This is a genomic window from Peribacillus asahii (assembly GCF_004006295.1).
Taxonomy (GTDB): domain Bacteria; phylum Bacillota; class Bacilli; order Bacillales; family DSM-1321; genus Peribacillus; species Peribacillus asahii_A.
Genome location: NZ_CP026095.1, coordinates 1,655,445 through 1,675,662, shown reverse-complemented (window position 1 = coordinate 1,675,662; position 20,218 = coordinate 1,655,445). Strand labels below are relative to the sequence as shown.

The following is a 20,218-nucleotide window of genomic DNA, read 5'->3' as shown; positions in this document are numbered from 1 at the left end:
ATTAGAACAACTCCTTGCACTGTGTATGAATTTCATGCGGTAGGAATGGATTACCATCATATTTCAAGATACTTGAAATTTTATTTACATGGCCAACATTCATTTTCAAAATATTTGCCAATTGTCCTGTCGCATTATTTTCAATCACGACTACTTTTTTCGCTGTTTGTACTAAGGGAAGCACTTCATCTGTTGGGAATGGATGAATCAGACGAATTTGAGCATGATTCACTTTTATTCCATCCGCTTCTAACCGTTCAATCGCCTCTTCAATAGCTCCACGTGTTGAATTAAAACCAACAATTAACAAATCGCTTTCAGCATGCGGTACATTTTTATAGACTGGTGTATTAAAGCGGATATTTTCGATTTTACGCATACGTTTATCCATTTGGGCTTTTCGGTTTAATGGAGATTCAGACGGTTTACCTGTTTCATCATGTTCAACACCTGTTACATGGTGAACTCCATTTTTCATTCCTGGAATAACACGAGGAGAAACACCATCCGCTGTTACTTCATAACGCTTGAAGTATGCATGACCTTCCGTATCAGGAATATCATAATCTACTAATTTACCACGACGAATTTCCACCTTGCTATAATCAAGCGGTTGTACCGTTTGTTTTCCTAAAGAAAGCTGTAAATCTGATAAAACAATAACCGGGCACTGATATTCCTCTGCTAGATTGAAAGCTTCTGCCGTATCGTAGAATGCTTCTTCTACTGTACTTGGTGCCATTACAATCTTTGGAATTTCACCATGTGTCCCGTAAATCATCGCCATTAAATCCGATTGTTCTTGTTTCGTTGGCAAACCTGTAGACGGACCGCCACGTTGTGTATCGACAATAACAATCGGTGTTTCTGTGATACCAGCTAGGCCAATTGCTTCCATTTTCAAAGAAAGACCCGGACCAGCTGATGCTGTAAGCGTACGCACGCCACCGTAGTTTGCACCAATAGCCATTGTAGCTGCGGCGATTTCATCTTCGGTTTGAATAACAGTACCACCTAATGCAGGTAATTTTTTAATTAAATACTCCATAATTTCAGAAGCTGGAGTAATTGGATACGCAGCCATAAAACGGCATCCACCTGCAATCGCTCCAAGCGCAATCGCATCGTTGCCAATCATAAATAAACGCTTTTGGCCATCCGCTTCTTCAAGCTTCATAGCACCAAGTTGTTCACCAAGCTCGTCTTTCATATATTCATATCCAGCAGCAATCGCGTCCATATTCTTTTTCACGATTTCTTCGCCTTTACGACCAAAAATCTCTTCTACAACTTCACTAAATACAGAAATCTCCATACCGAGAATGGCACATGTTGCACCAATAGCCACCATATTTTTCATTAATGATGTGCCCAAGTCTGTCGCTATCTCTGTAAATGGAACAACGTATAGAGATGCTTCCGTGTCATCTGGCTTCACTGGTTTAAATTTTGCATCGGCGATAATAATACTACCGTCATGCATTTCACGGTAATTGACATCAATCGTTTCTTGGTCAAACGCAACTAGGATATCTAAATCATCCGAGATAGCGCGTGTCTCTTTTGTACTTACACGAATTTTATTATTCGTATGTCCTCCCTTAATCCGGGATGAGAAATGACGGTAACCATACAAGTAATAACCTAAACGGTTAAGAGCAATACAGAAAATTTCGCCTGTACTTTCAATACCCTCACCTTGCTGCCCGCCAACTTTCCATGAAAGTTGATTGATCATGACTTACACTCCTTTGAATACGTTCAAATAATTACAACTTAACGAAATTTGACTGTAACCCTCAACATTTATCTAATACATTGGAGAATCATTTATTATTATAACAGGAAACATGTATTAAACGTTTCAATTCTAGCGTTTTTATCTACTAAATTGCAAATTTTTTGCTTCCATTTTTTTATATTTTTTGAAAATTAAAATAACAATTCATTGTATAAGTCTTGTTTAGCCATTCCGCCGCCATAAAAGCTAATTAACATGGATAATTATTTACAAAATTGGTAAATAATAGACCATTAACAAAATCAGCTGAATACCGTTTCACTAACTCATTACATAAATCATTATATTGTCCATAGGTTGATAATCCTATGACGGTTTCATCGATTCCATCGAAATCAGAACCTAGCCCAATTTGACGCTCTCCCCCTAAGCTTGCAATATAATCAATATGCCGTAAAACATCAGCAATCGTCGCAGAGATCTGACTCGTTAAAAATTGTGGTACAAACGTCACCCCAATGACCGCTTGTTTCTGTAATAAAGCCCGAATTTGATCGTCCTTTAAATTACGCGGATGTGCACATAAATGATACACATTTGAATGAGACGCAATGGGATATGCAGCTCGTTGAATCGTATCCCAAAAAGCTGCTTCTGATAAGTGAGATACATCACACCAAACAGATTGTTCATTCAATAAAGCAATAACCTCTTCCCCAAAGCTGGATAAACCTGCCCCTCTCTTCTCTAACACTCCATCCGCCACGAAATTAGCATAATTCCATGTTAAACCAACTGAAGTAACACCTAAACGGAGCAATGTCTTTAACTTTAATATATCTTGCCCAATGCAATCGCATCCTTCTAACGTAAGGAGCGCACCAATTTCCCCTTCCTTTAAGGCATTAATATCTGCTTTTGAACACACGAGCTTCATTTCAGGTTCCGCTAAAATTTTTTCATAAAAAATATCAACCATACTAAGAGCAGCAGTAAATCTTCTGTTCGGAGGCACGCTTTCCGGAATATAGATTGCAAAACATTGTACCTTTCCATTCGCTTCGATTAATGCTCGCTTCGTTACATGCAATAGATGACTATCGTTAAAAGAAATCTCTGGATTAATAAACATTTTCATTAACACATCACAATGAGCATCAAAAATGGGCAAGCGAACCTCTCCTTTATTTAAACTTATTCATATGATAAGGAATTACGTGCTTATTTAGCATAACGGATTCAACAAAAAGAACCTGCTTGCCAGTTGACAAACAGGACATTTGCGTATAAAGCTATCTCGGTTCAATAATTAACTTAATGGCCGTTCTTTCCTCACCATCAATTTGAATATCTGTAAAAGCAGGAATACAAATTAAATCGACTCCACTAGGGGCAACAAACCCTCTTGCAATTGCTACTGCCTTGACGGCTTGGTTTAACGCACCTGCTCCAATTGCTTGAATTTCGGCAGCCCCTCGTTCTCGCAGAACTCCAGCTAGTGCGCCAGCTACAGAATTAGGATTAGATTTTGCTGAAACCTTTAATATTTCCATTCCTAGTCCTCCTCGTTTTCCCTTACCGATTGAAGCATGGTTCAACTGGTATGACTCTTTCCACTGCTACTATATTCAAGGGAACAAACTTGTATGACAAGAAATAAGGAGACAGCTCGTTTACTCTAAAGCCACAATTCAATAACTTTATGTAACAGAACTTAATGAAAAAACGGATGATCTTCATTAATTAAAATGCGATCAATCTTCTTTGTTTTTCCACTTTTTTCATCAATATCAATTAAAACAGCACTTAATAAAGTACGCCCTTCTTTCGGTACTTCAAAACGAACAGGTAAGCTTGTTAAAAATCGATGAATGACAGCGCTTCGTTCCATACCAAGAATTCCATCATATGGACCTGTCATCCCTACATCCGATATGTAAGCTGTTCCATTTGGCAAAATTCGATTGTCAGCTGTCTGAACGTGTGTATGAGTTCCAACAACTGCCGACACTTTTCCATCTAAATACCAGCCCATTGCTTGTTTTTCGCTTGTCGCTTCTCCGTGAAAATCAACGAAAATTATCGGTGTTCTTTTTTGCGCTTCTAAAATAAGCTCTTCCGCTTTTTGAAACGGACAATCTAGCGCTGGCATAAAGGTGCGGGCCTGAAGATTAATGACCGCAATTTCGAGCTCATTTAATTTTAAAAACTTTAAACCTTCTCCTGGCGTACCTTTAGGAAAGTTTGCAGGTCGTACAAGATATTTAGCTTCATCAATAAATTCAAAAATATCACGGTTATCCCATGTATGGTTGCCCATTGTAACAGCTTGTGCACCCCATTCAAGAAATTCACGGTATATTTTCTCTGTTATTCCACGTCCACCAGCCGCATTTTCACCATTAATAATTGTAATATGTGGACGATGCTTCTCTTTTAACTTTGGCAAGTATTCCTTGACCATATCTCTCCCTGGGGAGCCAACAACATCTCCAATAAACAGCAATTTCATACAAAAATCCTTTCTACTTAACGCATCATCATTATCATTTCTTCAGACAATATTGTAACATAGCCGAAAATAAAAACGAAGCGGTATAAAACCACTTCGTTTTATTTAGCATATTCAACAGCTCTTGTTTCTCGAATAACTGTTACTTTAATATGTCCAGGATAATCGAGTTCTTCTTCAATTCGCTTGCGAATATCACGTGCAAGTCGATGAGCAGCTAAATCATCAATCTGTTCAGGTTTCACAAGAATACGCACTTCGCGTCCAGCTTGAATCGCAAAAGATTTCTCAACACCATCATAGGATTCAGAAATTTCTTCTAATTTCTCCAGACGACGAATATAATTTTCAAGTGTTTCACTGCGAGCACCCGGTCTTGCTGCAGATAAAGCATCCGCTGCAGCCACAAGTACAGCAATAACTGAAGTCGGCTCTGTATCTCCATGATGAGAAGCGATGCTATTAATGACGACTGGATGTTCTTTATACTTCGTCCCTAATTCGACACCAATTTCGACATGACTACCTTCTACTTCATGATCAATAGCTTTACCAATATCATGAAGCAATCCAGCACGGCGAGCAAGCACCTCATCTTCCCCTAGCTCTGCGGCAAGTAAACCTGAAAGTTGTGCAACTTCAATCGAATGTTTTAACACGTTTTGTCCATAACTAGTACGGAATTTCAAACGACCTAGAATTTTAATAAGGTCTGGATGGAGCCCGTGAACGCCTACTTCAAAAGTAGTTTGTTCACCAATTTCGCGAATGTGTTCATCCACCTCACGTCTTGCTTTATCCACCATTTCCTCAATTCGAGCCGGATGAATTCGCCCATCTTGGACTAATTTCTCTAAAGCTAGGCGAGCTGTTTCTCGTCTAATTGGATCGAACCCTGATAAAATAACTGCCTCTGGGGTATCATCAATAATAAGATCAATTCCAGTTAGCGTTTCAAGTGTTCGGATATTTCGGCCTTCACGTCCGATAATCCGTCCCTTCATTTCATCATTTGGAAGAGTAACAACAGACACCGTTGTTTCAGCAACATGGTCAGCTGCACAACGTTGGATTGCTAAAGATAAAATATCTTTCGCTTTCTTGTCTGCTTCTTCTTTAGCTCGGGTTTCACTCTCTTTAACCATAAGCGCAATATCGTGAGCGAGCTCCTGCTCCATACGATCAATAATAATCGTTCTTGCTTCCTCACGAGTTAAGCTTGAAATGCGTTCAATCTCTGTTTGCTGCTTACGAACCATCTCGTCCACTTTGCTTTCCATCTCTTCAATATGCTGTTGTCTTTGGCTAAGAGAATCTTCTTTCTTCTCTAAAAGAACTTCACGTTTATCTAACGCTTCGTCTTTACGATCTAAATTCTCTTCTTTTTGCAATAATCGATTTTCTTGTTTTTGTAATTCGTTTCTTCTTTCACGTACTTCACGATCAGAATCAGTACGAATTTTATGAATTTCATCTTTTGCTTCCAATAAGGCTTCTTTCTTCAGAGCCTCTGCTTCCCGTTTTGCATCCTCTACAATCTGTTCAGCAGAGCCCCTTGCCCCTGCTATTTTGTTATCAAATTTTGACTTATGAACAAAATAGCCAACAACTGCACCGACGACTAGGCCAAGCAAAGTGAAGATGATTGTCATGGGTTCCATCATTTCACCTCCCCTTGCTACGAACTTTTTTCCTAATAAAGTTGAACTGTCGGCAAATACATTGTACATACGTTCAATATACAGCGCTTAATTTTCAAAATTTTAGTTTGAAAAAATGTAAAATATACATATTAATTGTATAGTTGTGGATTTTTATTGTCAAGTACCGTACCCTTATGCGAACGGATTATTCTTCAAAAATCCACTAAATAAAACATTCATACACCTATACCTTATGGATTAACTAAAACAGACCTTAGCCCAGGGGCTAAGATCTGTTTTTCGGTTCATTGATTAATCAAGAAGTTCAGGTAGCAGCTCCTCATCGTCTGCTCCTTCTGGCAGTACATGTTCTCCGTCTAAATTGTAATGATCGCGAATTTTTTGAGCAATTTCTTTTGCAACATCTTTATTTTCTTTTAAGAAAAGCTTCGCGTTTTCACGGCCTTGTCCAAGACGCTCATCATTATAAGAATACCATGAGCCACTTTTTTGCACGATATCCAAGTCAGATCCCATATCGATAATTTCACCTTCACGTGAAATCCCTTCTCCATACATAATGTCAACTTCCGCTTGACGGAATGGAGGAGCTACTTTATTTTTCACAACTTTTACTTTTGTTTTATTTCCGACTACGTCATTCCCTTGTTTTAATTGCTCAGCACGACGTACTTCCAGACGGACAGTTGAGTAAAACTTAAGCGCACGGCCTCCTGGAGTTGTTTCGGGGTTTCCGAACATAATACCGACTTTTTCACGGATTTGGTTAATAAAGATCGCAATCGTATTCGATTTATTAATCGCCCCAGATAATTTTCTAAGCGCTTGCGACATCAGACGCGCTTGAAGACCTACGTGAGAGTCACCCATTTCCCCTTCGATTTCTGCTTTTGGCACCAATGCAGCAACCGAATCAATAACAATAATATCGACTGCACCACTTCGTACTAATGCTTCCGCGATTTCAAGTCCTTGCTCCCCTGTATCTGGTTGAGATAACAGCAATTCATCAATATTTACACCAAGCTTCTGTGAATAGTCTGGATCGAGCGCATGTTCGGCATCAATAAACGCAGCTGTGCCTCCATTAGCTTGTACCTCTGCAATAGCATGAAGAGCCACTGTTGTTTTACCTGAACTTTCTGGTCCATAAATTTCAATAATTCTTCCACGGGGATACCCACCTACTCCAAGGGCTACATCCAAAGCAAGAGAACCACTTGAAATAGTAGAAATCTTTCGGTCTGTTTGTTCTCCCATCTTCATAATAGAACCTTTTCCGAATTGTTTTTCAATCTGCTTTAACGCCATTTCTAACGCCGCTTGACGATCACTCATTGTATTGCCTCCTTATATATTCAAATTAATCAATCTATGATTATCATTATTCTAAACGGTAACATAAAACGGTATGAAACTTGTCTCAAAACCTATCTCTACTATATACTGTTTTCGATCATTTGCCAAGTAAAAAGACGAACGTTTATTCGTTTTTTTACTTGGCCATTTTTCCAATAAAAACATCAAATCCATCTCGTAAATCTCTATTTAAAGCATAAATACATGTAAAAATCAAATTTCATCTAAAAAGAATGTTCAAAAAAGCTTCACATAATGAACCTTGGCCTGCATAGAAAAACAGAGCTTCAAAAGAAGCCCTGTTTCAACTACATTTGCTGTATATCTCTTAATAAATAATGACAGCCATATTTGACAGTCCGAATCCTATTTTGTGCCCTACTTCCAGAAAGGTTTAAAGATTGAACATGAGAACGACCATCTCGATACGAGATACCAATGAAAACTGTACCTGCTGGTTTACCCTCCTGTTCCTCTGGCCCTGCTACACCAGTGAAGCTAATTCCGACATCGCTCTCCAGCTCCGTACGTATATTAGCTGCCATTTCAAGGGCACATTGTTCGCTAACAACACCATAGTTTGCAATCGTCGCTTCACTTACATGAAGCATTTTTGCTTTTACTGCAGTTGCATAGCTAACAACGCCGCCTTTAAATATTGCGCTAACACCAGGAATGGTCGTTAATTGTTCTTGAAACATCCCACCTGTTAAGCTTTCGGCAACAGCAATGGTCATATCACGCTTTGTTAACTCTTTTACTAATTCTTGAATAAGCGACGTTTGATTGCTGCCATAATAAAATTGACCAACACGGCGGAGAATTTCAGCTTCTACTTGTGAAATAAGCGCTTCGCATTTTTCCTTTGATTCACCTTTAGCAGTAATCCGTAATGTTACTTCACCGTCTGCCGCTAACGGTGCAATCGTTGGATTTGTTTGATTCTCTAGCAAGTCCTCAATTTCTGTTTCTAATAACGCTTCTCCTATGCCGTAAAAGCGAAGAACCTTTGATTCAATTCGCTCCTTACTTTGAAGTCTATTTTGTAATTGTTGATAGCCGTAGCTTAAAAACATCGGTTCCATCTCTTTTGGAGGACCAGGTAATAACATGTATGTAATGCCCGCTTGAGTTAACACCATTCCTGGAGCCATTCCATGATCATTTCTTAGGACATGACAGCCTTCTAAAACAAGGGCTTGCTTTTTATTATTTTCTGTCATTATCCGACCCTTTTTACTGAAATAATCTTCAATAGAACGAAGAGCTTCTTCATCAAACACGAGCTGTTTCCCTAAATGACGGGCGATTGTTTCTTTCGTTAAATCATCTTTCGTCGGACCAAGCCCACCTGTAAATACAATTAAATCAGCACGGGACTCAGCTAATTCAATAGCTTGCTGCAAGCGACGATCATTATCGCCAACGACCGTATGATAAAAAACATTAATCCCCATTTCAGCAAACTGCTGTGATAAAAAACGACCATTTGTATTCACAATTTGCCCTAGTAATAGCTCGGAACCAACAGCAATAATTTCTGCATCCATTCCAATATCCTCTCCCCACTCTTATTACTTAGAGTTTACAAATACATCTTTATTTTTAGCAAAATAATCATAACCTGACCAAATTGTGAAAATTAAAGCAATCCATAGCGCAATATTAGCAAATGGAAGGGATATCATAGCAAAAGGCAAATTATGAAGTAATAATGCGGAAATAGCCACAATCTGTGCCCACGTTTTAATTTTCCCAAGCTGATTAGCTGCTACAACTTCACCTGTTCCTGCCAGCACGAGACGCAGTCCAGTGACCGCAAATTCGCGACTAATAATAACGATGGCAATCCAAGCCTGACCATACATTAAATCTAAATCAACTAACACAATTAAAGCAGCCGAAACTAATAGCTTATCCGCAAGTGGATCCAAAAACTTTCCTAAATTGGTAACCATATTATATTTCCGCGCATAGTACCCATCAATCCAATCTGTTGTCGAAGCAATAATAAACAATAACGCCCCAACAAAATGAGTAACAGGCAAAGAATAATCTCCAAATGAAAGATCTCCCCAAGAAAAAGGAACAAGCATAATAATTAAAAAAATAGGAATTAAAAAAATACGAGATAGTGTAATCTTATTAGGTAAATTCAATGTCAAACCTCCAAAATATGCGCTTTCCTACAGTTGTTCTTTTATAGTGCTCGTTATTGAGTAGATGACGAATCAGCTTTCGTAAATTGAATCGTAATCTTTTGACTGAGCACTTCTGTTGGAGAAATAGCATATTCTAGTTTCTCGTTATTCACATAAATTTCAACATCTTGTGCTCTTCCTAAGTTCAGGATAACAACAGACTCATCCTTCACATCTAATTCTTTCTCTTCATCTACTTTCAGTGTTCCTTGATATAAATAACCTCCATTACCGTTTGTTATACCGACCCAAGGTTCACCTGAGGAAACAAGCTTAACCGTAAATGCTTCTGTATTCTTTAATTCATATGTGCTATTTTTACCGCTAGAGTTAATAACATTTAATTCTTGCTCTACTTCCTCTGCTATAGGCTCATCTTTCTCTTCTTCATTCGGTTTTGCAGCTTCTTTATTCGTATCTGTCTCTTTTGGTTCTTTTTCTTTAGAGAATTCTTCACTTTCATTAAAACCAACGTTTTCCGATTGCTTAGTATCCTCCGCTTGTTCATTTTTGGAATCGCCCATAGCATTAGACATCCATACATAAATAAGCACAGCGACTCCAATCACTACTACACCGACCAAAATCTTTGGAATCATATCGATGATTTTAGACTGGCTTGCTGAAACCGTTTTTCGTGTTTGAACTCTCGAAAGCTCAGGTAATTCCTCTTGGTGTGTAACGGGAACATTACTTTTGTATTGTTCGAAAATTTCTTCTGAATCTAAGCCGACCGCTTCACAATATTGTTTAATAAAAGCGCGCACATAGAACTTGCCGGGCATCATTTCATAATTGCCTTCTTCTATTCCAACGAGATAGCGCTTTTGAATCTTCGTTACTTCTTGCAAGTCATCTAAGCTGAGCCCTTTAGCTTCTCTCGCTTCCTTCAATCTATTACCTAGTTCTGTCAACTAAAACACCTTCCATTTTAAAAATCAAAACCGCCAAATTCCGATGTCGAAAAATGGTCGTTTTGGTCAACTACATCATATTTAATTTCTTCTTCAGGATTATTTCGCAGTTCAATAATGTAGTCAAAATCTTCGAGCGTATACTCTGTATTTTGGACAAAAACATCTGGATGCTCAATCACTTTAACCGCATCCAATCTCATAATTTCACGTACGAGCTGCCAATGACGTTCATTCGCTCGGCGAGTAGATACAATTCCATCTAAAATAAATAAGTTGTCATTGTGGTATTCATCTTCAATTAATTGACTCCGAATGGTTTGTTTTAAAAGCGTCGATGACACAAATAACCACCGTTTATTGGCACAAACGCTCGCAGCCACAATGGATTCAGTTTTCCCTACACGCGGCATCCCTCGAATTCCTATCAGTTTATGACCTTCTTTTTTAAATAATTCTGCCATAAAATCGACAAGCAACCCTAACTCATCACGAACAAAACGAAAGGTGTTCTTCTCATCCGCATCACGTTGAATATATCTTCCATGGCGTACAGCGAGTCGATCACGCAATTTAGGTTCTCTTAACTTAATCAACTTTATCGTATCCATCGTCTGAAGGATTGATTCAAACCTCTCTATATTTCTGCGCTCCTTCGCTACAAGTAACATACCACGTTTGCCTTCATCAACGCCATTTATTGTAATAATGTTAATCGAAAGCATACCTAATAACGACGAAATATCTCCTAATAACCCTGGGCGGTTTTTTTGGATTTCGTATTCAAAGTACCATTCAGTTGTTTCCACGATACACTGCTACTAAAAGAATAGATAAACTCTCTTCGCTTACTTAAGCTGAGACATTGCTAAGCAGATTTCCTCCTGAATGTCCGGAAGTGTTATTCATCCATACTCCTATAGCAGGCTTCACCTCGCTTTTTGCTTTTTATTTTTATGAATATGGTATATGACGCTGTTGATGTTAACTAATAAAACTCTTTTAACAAATCTATTTGTATCAAAGGTTTCCGTACACTTTTGAATAATCATTGTTGTCCTGTTAAAAAAAGCTATGTTAATCAATAGTGTTGTTTCACACATCAAAAATCAACAACATTATTTAACAGAGCGTAAAAAATATTTAATCTTTACCTTTCTTTTTTCACCACTTATATGCGCACTTCTATTTATTTAAAACTTTTTCCAACGAACACCATCCTCTTTGTATACCTTCTATGATATAGCATTTCAATAGAAGTTGAAAGGGAAAACCTTGCAAAAGTCAACGTATTTTCTGAATCTAACTATCCTTCATTAAAGCATGCACTTTTTATTTAGCACACGTTTATAAAAATAGAAAAAACCCTGCTACATAAACAGGGTTTTTTCTATATGTTTTATTTTGATGTACCGTTGTTTTCAACGAGTTTAACCATTACACTTGCAATGGCATGTCTTTCTTCTTCACTAGCTACAGACCAAAGATCTGATAACACTCTTTCTTGCTCATTTTTTGGATCTACTTGTGTCGCTAAGTAATCTCCAATTTCGTAAGCTAAATTCGAAATTGCACCCTGTTCTAAACCTTGACTTTGTCCTTGATGTAATCGGTCCCCCAAGAAGTTTTTCCATTGATCCCAATTATCTAAAACAGACATTGAAAGTCACCCTCCTTCGTAATAGTACAATGATATTTTGCAACAAAGACGAAGGGTTTATACATCATTTACGAAAAATTATTACAGATTTCTGCGAAAAGAAAGCCCATTACGGTGCGCTCGCACTCCCTTTAGGGATCGGGTGAATGTTCGCTCAAATACGGTGTGCAGATAAACTATCGAAAATATGTTCTGTACACCATGCGTTCAGAATGGTATAATTTGGTATATGTGATGTTCTTTGAAAACTGAACATAGGTGGTTGTGACAGGAAAAACGTCTGTCACGTAAAATGTTCAACGTTCTGCCGACCAACACTCTTCCTAGAAAGAGTGCGGTATCGTAATCCTAGACAAGTATCGCCGGTTGAACGGCGTAGTTGGCACCGATTTTGCCCTCTTGAAAGACTGTTTTTCTCTCAAGTGTTGCTCACCCAAGTCTCGCCTCTGCCTCTTCTTATGGAAGGTGGTAAGTGGGATATTTGTGAGAAAGAACCCCAGCGGCTTTAGCCATGGGAGTGATCAAGTATACCAACCGCCATTTACTCCTAGAACTTGACCGGTAATATAAGCCGCTTTATCCGACAACAGAAACGCTACGGCTTCAGCAATTTCTTCTGGGTTCCCCATACGCCCCATCGGAATATCCCCTTTAATTAATTCAAGATCTTCGGCACTAAAAGATTGCAACATGGCTGTTGAAACCGCACCAGGAGCTACCGCGTTAACGCGAATATCATTTAATGCAACCTCTTTACTAAGCGCTTTAATAAACGCATTTTGCCCGCCTTTTAGCATCGAATATAACACTTCACAGGAAGCCCCTGTTTGTCCCCAAATCGACGTCACTGCAACAATTGCAGCTTTTTCTTGATACATGAGTTTTGGCAATAATTCTTTCGTTAATTGAAACGGACTTGTCACATGCAATTGAACCATCTCACTAACCACTTGCTCGTCCATATCAGAAATCAGTCCATAATAGCTGTTTCCACTATTTAATACAATAGCATGAAGAGCAAAAATATTTCGAACAAGCTGTTTATAGCCTTCCTTTGTTGAGAGATCTGCTTGAATCGGAATTACCTCAATATTAAATGGTTGAAGTTGTCCCATCAAGTTTTGAATCGCTTCTTCATTTGCATTGTAATGTAAATAAAGTGAATAGTTCTCCTCGGCGAGTTTTAAAGCAATTTGACTGCCAATTCCGCCGCTCGCTCCCGTAATAAGGGCAAAGCGTTTCTCCACAACTTGCGCCCCCTTTTTATTTCTTTTTACATCAGTTCGCCTTTTTGACGTGGTCGATTAGGAGCTCATTCCAAGCCTAAAGTTTCGCACAAAACGAGCCCTAATCGATGAATTACTAACCTAACTTTTTATCCCACCCTTAATGGGCAGTAAGACCCCCACCTCAAGATTCAGAGTGAACAAGGAAGATAGATGGGGGACAACTGCCCGTAAAGGTCCGATTGGTGAGATACAGTGAAAGTTACCTTTGCGATTTTCAAAGGTATAGTTGAACCAATCAGGTTCATACGGTCATTTGATTGAAGCGAAGCGGCAATCTTAGTGACCGTAGAACGTGACTAACCATCAGTGAGGGATGAAGAAAAACCCCCACTGATGGAAGTTTCACTTTATTTAGGAATGACTTGACATACCGTAATTCGATCATCTGTCACTAATTCATTAGCGATATGTTTAATGTCTGTGAAAGTTAGCTGCTCTAATTCACTTACAACATCAAACAAATTCATGTCATTAAACGCATACCTTGTAAATTGGTTGGCAATGTACTCCGGGGAATTCAGTGAACGTAGAAAAGAGCCAATTTTTTTCTTAACCGTTCGCTGCAAGCTCTCCTCTGTTAACCCTGTTCCTGTCTTCGATTGCTGTAAGATACGAAGCAGCTGCTCAGCTAATTCGTCCGGCTTCGCACTATCACCGCCAATTAAAGCAAAGCCAAAGCCTTGTTCTTGTGTATAATCATATGAAAAACTTTGATCGATATACCCTTTTGTGTACAAATTTTCATGAAGGGGAGAACTTTTCCCAAATAACATTTCTAAATAAATATTCGTTGCGAGCTCTCGCTTCAAAAGTTCCTTCCCGCTTTGCTGTACATTTGCAGCTTTAATGCCAAGCATCACTTTTGGTGTTTGTACATTCATGCTCAAACGTTCCATCTTCTTAGCAACGGAATCCGGCTCCGACTCAAAATTTCGTTCAATTTCTGCTCCAGCCTCGTACTTCTTACTGTTCTGATTTTGACGAATTTGCTCCATAATCGATTCCACTTCAACAGGACCAACAATAAACAATAGCATATTGCTTGGATGATAAAAAGTATGATAACACTCATATAACATATCTTTATCAATTTTCGCAATCGATTCAACCGTACCGGCAATATCAATTTTAACTGGATGATGGTGGTACATATTTGCAATTGTACCGAAATATAGTCGCCAATCTGGATTATCATCATACATATTAATTTCTTGACCAATAATTCCTTTTTCTTTTTCAACCGTTTTCTCAGAAAAATAGGGATCTTGAACAAAATCAATCAAGGTCGTTAAATTCGATTGAAATTCATCTGTGCTTGAGAAAAGATAAGCCGTTCTAGTAAAAGAGGTAAACGCATTGGCCGAAGCTCCCTGCTTACTAAATTGTTGAAAAACATCTCCATCTTCCTTCTCAAATAGCTTGTGCTCTAAAAAATGAGCAATGCCATCAGGCACTTGAACAAATTCCTGTTTCTGTAAAGATTTAAAATGGTTATCAACTGAGCCATACTTTGTCGTAAACGTCGCAAACGATTTATTAAACCCCTGTTTCGGTAAAATATACACATCTAAGCCATTCGTTAATTTTTCATAATACAACTCTTCTTGTAATTGATCAAAAAGAATCTTCTCCATCAGCGTTGCACCTCCGTTCCCGTTAAGAAATAAATCGTATCTAACTTCATCTGGTTAGCAACTTTAATAACTTCCTCTTTTGTAACTTGTTCCGTCTTTTCTATCCATTCATCGAGAGCAATAGACTGATTCGCCAGCACATTATGATATAAAAGCTCGACCAAACCTCGTGCAACATCCACCGTTTCTAATACTTGGTTTTTCACAACTGCCTTCGTTTGCAATAGTTCTTCTTCTGTAAAATCCCCTTGCTCCATCGCCTCAAACTGTTCTTTAATAATGTCAACAGCCTGCTTATAGTTCTCATTTTCAATTCCTGACATGACCATTAATAAGCCTTTATGACTTTCTACCCTAGACGCTGCATAATAAGCGAGACTGGCCTTTTCGCGCACATTGATAAATAATTTGGAGTGAGAAAAACCACCAAAAAGACCGTTAAATAGCTGCAAGGCAAAATACTGAGGGTCTCCATATAAAATATTCGTCCGATAACCGATATTTAATTTTCCTTGCTTTACATCGATTTTTTCAATTACTTCCTTTTCATCCTCAATCGAAGCATTAGCCTGTCTCGACAACACAACTGGTTTACGGTCAGAAAGCGAGATATACTGACTCGCTAATCCATCTACTTCGTCCTCTGAAAGATCACCTATTACATATAAGTCAATTTCATCTTCATTCAGCGCTTTTTGATAATAATCGTAAAGAGACATTGGCGTAATTTGCTCCAATTCTTCCAAACGGCCATTTGCTTCTAGCGCATAAGGTTCATTGGCACACATTTCTTCGACAAGACGCTTCGACGAGTAGCGCATTTTATCATCAAAAATGGATTGAATTCGTTGCTTTAATGCTCGTTTTTCATTTGTTACAGTTGCTGAATCAAAAGCCATCTCTTCAACTTTTGGCTGAAAAAGAACCTCAGACAAAAGCGAAAAAGCCTTCTCTAAAAGCGGCGTAGTATCGCTTAAAAACTTCTCATTTACAATATCAATGGTGAAACTAATAATGTGGTATTCTCCTTTTTTTGTCACATCCACATAAAGTCCAGCTCCGTACAAATCATCTAAATAAGATCGAAGCTCAGGTGTTGTCGGATATTTACTTGTATTACTTTGTAAAACATGCGGAAATAGCGCCCGATATGTCACCGTTTCTTTCGTTAGTGGCGCTTTCATTTTGAATACCAGTGTATTCGTTTTATATTTAGTAGTACGAACAATATGGAGCTTGTAACCGCTTTTGTGCTTGATTGTTTCAGAAGCAATCGCCATGATCATCCTCCTTAATATGTATAAAACCGATATACTTATTGTTTGTATGTTATAAGCCTTTTAAACATTTACTTCTACATTAAAATATACATGCGAAAAGAAAAATCATGCAAGTTCCAACTACTTTTTTAAGGCTTTGTAATAAGACACTGTTGTTTAACGGCGCCAATAGCAAAGAAACCAGCTAGCTCACACAGCTCGGCCGGTTTCTTGTTATCTGTTAGCGTTCCCCTTTAATATACGGTTGCCCAGCTGCTTTAGGCGCATCGGCACGACCAATGAATCCTGTCAGAGCAATAATGGTAAGCACGTAAGGAGCAATTAATAAATATACAGATGGAATATCTTTAAAAAGCGGTAGGCTTGACCCGACAATGCTTAAGCTTTGTGCCAACCCAAAAAATAAAGCTGCACCCATTGCCCCAACAGGATGCCACTTTCCAAAAATCATCGCAGCAATTGCCATGAAACCTTGACCGTTAATTGTCGCATGGCTAAAATCATTTGCAAAAATCGTCGCATGAATAGCACCGCCAACTCCAGCAAAAGCACCAGAAATTAACACTCCTGCGTAACGAATTTTGAATACATTAACGCCCATCGTATCAGCAGCCATTGGATGTTCACCAACTGCACGTATGCGTAGACCAAATGGAGTTTTGTATAAAATATACCAAACGATAAACGAAACTAAAATCGCAATATACGCAATATAATAACTATTAGAGAAGAAAACCGGTCCAATAAATGGAATATCACTTAATAATGGGATATCAATTCGGGCAAATGTTTCAGAAATAAAATCTGTTTGTCCTTTATCATAAATCTTTTTCACAAGAAATATCGTTAAACCGACAGATAACAAGTTTAATGCCACCCCGCTAACCGTTTGATCAGCCCGGAATGTAATGGTAGCTACAGCAAGGAGCAGTGAAAATAACACTCCTGCCACCATCGCAACAAGAACAGAAATCCAAGGTGTCCAGTTTCCAAATACATCTGCATATGTTAAGTTAAACACAATGCCTGTAAATGCTCCGATAACCATTAAACCTTCTAAACCAATATTAATAACACCAGAGCGCTCCGAGAATACCCCACCAAGTGCAGTGAAAATAAGCGGGGCAGCGTAGGCAATCATTGATGGGATAATGATTAATAACACTTGATAAAAGTCCACTTATTTCACTCCTTTCTTGTTAAAGCGTTGAGCAAGCCATCGAATGAAATAGCTAGCCGCCACGAAGAAAATAATTAACGCAATAATAATATCCACAATCTCACTTGGAATCCCGATTTGCAACGGCATATTTAACGCTCCCGCTTTCAAGCCGCCAAATAGTATCGCTGCTAAAGCAACACCAATCGCTGTATTTGCGCCAAGTAGTGCAACCGCAATTCCATCAAAGCCCATGCCTGTAAAACCACCTTTAATCGCTGCATAACCAAATGTACCCAATCCTTCCATGACACCTGCAAGACCTGCAAATACACCAGAAATCACCATAGAAAGAATAATATTCTTATTTACGCTCATCCCAGCATATTCAGAAGCATGTTGGTTGAAGCCAACCGCCTTTAATTCAAAACCCATTTTTGTTTTTTCAAGAATAAACCACATAATGATGATGCAAATGATAGCAATAACAATCCCCCAGTGCAATCGTGAATAGTCTGTAAGCGATTGTAAGAACGGAGAACTAAGTGAAGCGGAATCCGCAATTCTTTCTGTTCTATCCTTTTTATCAGTCAAAATATCGTTAATTAAATAGTTGGTCACATAAAGTGCAGTATAATTTAACATAATGGACACGATAACTTCATGTACTCTAAATTTTGCTTTTAAATACCCTGGAATAAACGCCCAAAGTGCTCCTGCTAACGCACCGGCTACAATTGCTAGCGGCAAATGAATGAACTTAGGTAATTCAAAAGCAACTCCGACCCAAACAGCGGCGAGCCAACCGACAATTAATTGCCCTTCTACTCCGATATTAAATAGTCCCGTTCGAAAGGCAAATGCTACCGCTAGACCGGCTAAAGCATACGTAATAATCGTTCGTAACGATTCACCGATATAGTATTGCTCGCCAATAATACCATCGAGCATCACCCCGTAGCCTGCGATTGGGTCATAACCGCTAATAAGCATGATGATGGAACCAGCAATTAATCCTAGCACGACTGCAAGTAGTGGAATGGTTAATTTGGACAAATATTTAGACATTCGATTTGTCACCTGCTTCCGCACGTTTACTTCCAGCCATTAATAACCCTAGTTCTTGCTCTGTCGCTTTTTTAGGGTCAACGATGGCCACGATTTCTCCTTCGTAAATGACTGCAATCTTGTCACTAACATTCATAATCTCATCTATTTCAAATGAAATTAAGAGGATTGCTTTACCAGTATCACGCTGTTCAATAAGACGCTTATGAATGAATTCAATCGCACCAACATCTAGTCCACGGGTTGGTTGAGCCGCTATAAGTAAATCCGGATTACGATCGACTTCACGACCGATAATTGCTTTTTGCTGATTTCCACCAGAAAGAGAGCGAGCTGGCGTATATTCACTCGGGGTCCGCACATCATATTCTTTAATAATTTTTCGTGCTTTTTCAAAAATTTTCTTCGAGTTTAATACGCCTTTTTTAGAGTAAGGCTCTTGATAATAAGTTTGCAAAACGATATTTTCCCCGATACTATAGTCCAGCACTAATCCGTGCTTATGACGATCTTCTGGGATATGCCCAACACCTGCTTCAGTTACCTTACGCGGCCTTTGATTTTGAATCTCTTTTCCGTTTAGCTTAATCGTACCAGCGCTTATCTTCTTCAAGCCTGTTAACGCTTCAATTAACTCTGACTGGCCATTACCATCGACCCCTGCAATTCCAATAATCTCGCCTGCTCGAACGGAAAGACTTAAATTCTTAACCGCTGAAATGCCACGAGAATCTTTCACTTCAATGTTCTTTACTTCTAAAACAATATCTGTTGGTTTCGCCTCTATTTTTTCTGTTTTGAAAACGACATCACGCCCCACCATAAGGCTCGCCAGTTCATTCGGATTGGTATCCCTTACATCCAACGTATCGATTCCTCGTCCTTTTCGAATAACCGTTACACGATCACAAACTTCCATAATTTCTTTAAGTTTATGTGTAATTAAAATAATAGATTTTCCCTCTTTAATTAGTGCTTTCATAATAGCGATTAATTCTTTGATCTCTTGCGGAGTTAATACAGCAGTTGGTTCATCAAAAATTAAAATATCGGCACCACGATATAGTGTTTTCAAAATCTCGACCCGTTGTTGCATCCCTACGGAAATATCAGCAATTTTCGCATCAGGGTCGACGCTTAAATGATACTTTACTGAAAGTTCACGCACCTTTTTACTAGCATCCTTTAAATTAATTTTTCCCGCGTTTGCTGGTTCCTTACCGAGAATAATATTTTCCGTTACAGTAAAAGGATCGACCAACATAAAATGCTGATGAACCATCCCGATTCCTAAATCGTTAGCGACATTTGGACTTGTAATATGAACAGGTTTTCCTTTGACCCGAATTTCTCCTTGCTCAGGCTGATATAAGCCAAACAGTACGTTCATTAATGTTGACTTTCCCGCACCATTTTCACCTAATAAGGCATGAATTTCCCCTTTTTTTAATTGCAGGGTGACATTATCATTTGCTACAATTCCAGGGAATTCTTTCCGGATATTAAGCATCTCAATTACATATTCCATGTACATTCACTCCTATTAAAAAATGAGATACAATTCTCCGATTAAGCGATTGTTGCTCCTCTCCTAATCGTCCCCATAGTAACCCTTTTATTGGTCGAAAGAACCAAATGGAAAACTATAATCCTCTACCATTCTCAATAGTATTTGATAGTATTTAAAGCTTGATTATAGCCTTTCATTCAGGTTTTCCATTTATGTATAAAATACTA

The 20,218-nt window shown here is 38.6% G+C and carries 17 protein-coding genes; all 17 read right to left on the bottom strand.

The features are described 5' to 3' along the window. Position 1 precedes the first annotated feature (1 nt). Entirely contained in the window at positions 2-1,738 is a 1,737-nt protein-coding gene (locus tag BAOM_RS08180; protein ID WP_127759845.1) for a 2-oxoacid:acceptor oxidoreductase subunit alpha, read from the bottom strand. A gap of 253 nt (positions 1,739-1,991) precedes the next feature. Then, positions 1,992-2,912 carry a dipeptidase gene (locus BAOM_RS08175; RefSeq protein ID WP_127759844.1) on the bottom strand — a complete coding sequence of 307 codons (921 nt, stop codon included), beginning with the start codon at positions 2,910-2,912 and terminating at the stop codon, positions 1,992-1,994. A gap of 121 nt (positions 2,913-3,033) precedes the next feature. After that, on the bottom strand, positions 3,034-3,294 hold the full coding sequence (gene spoVS, locus BAOM_RS08170) for a stage V sporulation protein SpoVS (RefSeq protein ID WP_119116493.1): 261 nt from the start codon (positions 3,292-3,294) through the stop codon (positions 3,034-3,036). Positions 3,295-3,455: 161 nt separating this feature from the next. Then, the gene (locus BAOM_RS08165; RefSeq protein WP_127759843.1) at positions 3,456-4,253 is read right to left on the bottom strand and encodes a TIGR00282 family metallophosphoesterase; all 798 of its coding nucleotides are present in this window, start codon (positions 4,251-4,253) and stop codon (positions 3,456-3,458) included. Positions 4,254-4,354: 101 nt separating this feature from the next. After that, positions 4,355-5,914 carry a ribonuclease Y gene (gene rny / locus BAOM_RS08160; protein ID WP_127762496.1) on the bottom strand — a complete coding sequence of 520 codons (1,560 nt, stop codon included), beginning with the start codon at positions 5,912-5,914 and terminating at the stop codon, positions 4,355-4,357. A gap of 294 nt (positions 5,915-6,208) precedes the next feature. Continuing rightward, a complete protein-coding gene (gene recA / locus BAOM_RS08155) occupies positions 6,209-7,255 on the bottom strand; it encodes a recombinase RecA (RefSeq protein WP_127759842.1) in 1,047 nt (348 codons plus the stop codon). A gap of 329 nt (positions 7,256-7,584) precedes the next feature. Beyond that, positions 7,585-8,826 carry a competence/damage-inducible protein A gene (locus BAOM_RS08150; protein WP_127759841.1) on the bottom strand — a complete coding sequence of 414 codons (1,242 nt, stop codon included), beginning with the start codon at positions 8,824-8,826 and terminating at the stop codon, positions 7,585-7,587. Between the two features lie 24 nt (positions 8,827-8,850). After that, positions 8,851-9,435, bottom strand: a complete 585-nt coding sequence (pgsA, locus tag BAOM_RS08145; RefSeq protein WP_127759840.1) for a CDP-diacylglycerol--glycerol-3-phosphate 3-phosphatidyltransferase — start codon at positions 9,433-9,435, stop codon at positions 8,851-8,853. A 53-nt stretch (positions 9,436-9,488) separates the two neighbouring features. Beyond that, entirely contained in the window at positions 9,489-10,391 is a 903-nt protein-coding gene (locus BAOM_RS08140) for a helix-turn-helix domain-containing protein (protein ID WP_127759839.1), read from the bottom strand. Between the two features lie 17 nt (positions 10,392-10,408). Further along, on the bottom strand, positions 10,409-11,200 hold the full coding sequence (locus BAOM_RS08135; protein ID WP_119116500.1) for a DUF3388 domain-containing protein: 792 nt from the start codon (positions 11,198-11,200) through the stop codon (positions 10,409-10,411). Between the two features lie 590 nt (positions 11,201-11,790). Beyond that, on the bottom strand, positions 11,791-12,051 hold the full coding sequence (locus BAOM_RS08130; RefSeq protein WP_127759838.1) for a DUF3243 domain-containing protein: 261 nt from the start codon (positions 12,049-12,051) through the stop codon (positions 11,791-11,793). Between the two features lie 521 nt (positions 12,052-12,572). Beyond that, the gene (gene ymfI, locus BAOM_RS08125) at positions 12,573-13,298 is read right to left on the bottom strand and encodes an elongation factor P 5-aminopentanone reductase (protein ID WP_127759837.1); all 726 of its coding nucleotides are present in this window, start codon (positions 13,296-13,298) and stop codon (positions 12,573-12,575) included. A gap of 389 nt (positions 13,299-13,687) precedes the next feature. Further along, positions 13,688-14,974, bottom strand: coding sequence for an EF-P 5-aminopentanol modification-associated protein YfmH (gene yfmH / locus BAOM_RS08120; protein WP_127759836.1), 1,287 nt, complete (start codon positions 14,972-14,974; stop codon positions 13,688-13,690). Then, positions 14,974-16,254: an EF-P 5-aminopentanol modification-associated protein YfmF gene (gene yfmF / locus BAOM_RS08115; RefSeq protein ID WP_127759835.1), complete on the bottom strand. Its 1,281-nt coding sequence runs from the start codon at positions 16,252-16,254 to the stop codon at positions 14,974-14,976. Before yfmF ends, yfmH begins: the two co-directional genes overlap by 1 nt. Before the next feature lie 220 nt (positions 16,255-16,474). Then, complete coding sequence (locus BAOM_RS08110; RefSeq protein ID WP_180319828.1) at positions 16,475-17,434, bottom strand: ABC transporter permease; 960 nt, start codon at positions 17,432-17,434, stop codon at positions 16,475-16,477. Further along, the gene (locus tag BAOM_RS08105; protein WP_127759834.1) at positions 17,435-18,481 is read right to left on the bottom strand and encodes an ABC transporter permease; all 1,047 of its coding nucleotides are present in this window, start codon (positions 18,479-18,481) and stop codon (positions 17,435-17,437) included. It lies immediately after the preceding gene. Continuing rightward, a complete protein-coding gene (locus BAOM_RS08100) occupies positions 18,474-20,009 on the bottom strand; it encodes an ABC transporter ATP-binding protein (protein WP_127759833.1) in 1,536 nt (511 codons plus the stop codon). The genes BAOM_RS08105 and BAOM_RS08100 overlap by 8 nt, the downstream gene beginning before the upstream one ends. Positions 20,010-20,218: the final 209 nt, after the last annotated feature.

Coding starts and splice junctions, on each gene's coding strand:
- yfmH (WP_127759836.1), bottom strand. CDS start 14,974: ATGGAGAAGATTCTTTTTGATCAATTACAAGAAGAGTTGTATTATGAA.
- recA (WP_127759842.1), bottom strand. CDS start 7,255: ATGAGTGATCGTCAAGCGGCGTTAGAAATGGCGTTAAAGCAGATTGAA.
- BAOM_RS08180 (WP_127759845.1), bottom strand. CDS start 1,738: ATGATCAATCAACTTTCATGGAAAGTTGGCGGGCAGCAAGGTGAGGGT.
- BAOM_RS08150 (WP_127759841.1), bottom strand. CDS start 8,826: ATGGATGCAGAAATTATTGCTGTTGGTTCCGAGCTATTACTAGGGCAA.
- BAOM_RS08105 (WP_127759834.1), bottom strand. CDS start 18,481: ATGTCTAAATATTTGTCCAAATTAACCATTCCACTACTTGCAGTCGTG.
- BAOM_RS08100 (WP_127759833.1), bottom strand. CDS start 20,009: ATGGAATATGTAATTGAGATGCTTAATATCCGGAAAGAATTCCCTGGA.
- rny (WP_127762496.1), bottom strand. CDS start 5,914: ATGGAACCCATGACAATCATCTTCACTTTGCTTGGCCTAGTCGTCGGT.
- spoVS (WP_119116493.1), bottom strand. CDS start 3,294: ATGGAAATATTAAAGGTTTCAGCAAAATCTAATCCTAATTCTGTAGCT.
- yfmF (WP_127759835.1), bottom strand. CDS start 16,254: ATGGCGATTGCTTCTGAAACAATCAAGCACAAAAGCGGTTACAAGCTC.
- BAOM_RS08165 (WP_127759843.1), bottom strand. CDS start 4,253: ATGAAATTGCTGTTTATTGGAGATGTTGTTGGCTCCCCAGGGAGAGAT.
- BAOM_RS08130 (WP_127759838.1), bottom strand. CDS start 12,051: ATGTCTGTTTTAGATAATTGGGATCAATGGAAAAACTTCTTGGGGGAC.